Source organism: Methyloparacoccus murrellii, from assembly GCF_054657115.1.
In genome coordinates this window covers 1-202 of sequence record NZ_BAAHXD010000159.1, presented here as the reverse complement: position 1 = coordinate 202, position 202 = coordinate 1, and the positions used below count along the sequence as shown (strand labels likewise).

The window sequence follows — 202 nt, the reverse complement described above, 5'->3', positions numbered from 1 at the left end:
CTATAGGTCGGTTTCCGAGTTGGATTGGTTCAGCGACGAAATTCTGCGCGGCAAGCTTGTGAAAATACATGGTTTCCCGATGGATTACAAAGTGAAACTGTTCCGGGTTGCGGCGACCAACCGCACGGAATATGTCGCCACCAACGACCTGTCGCAGGGTTCTGCCGTCGCCGTAAAAGATACGTGCGGAATCCGCTGGAAA

At 53.0% G+C, this 202-nt stretch carries 1 pseudogene; it reads left to right on the top strand.

Features of this window, described 5'->3' with window-relative positions:
- Nucleotides 1–19 precede the first annotated feature (19 nt).
- Nucleotides 20–202, top strand: a pseudogene (locus tag ACYQ1H_RS15715) (IS701-like element ISPlag1 family transposase); the annotation flags it as partial.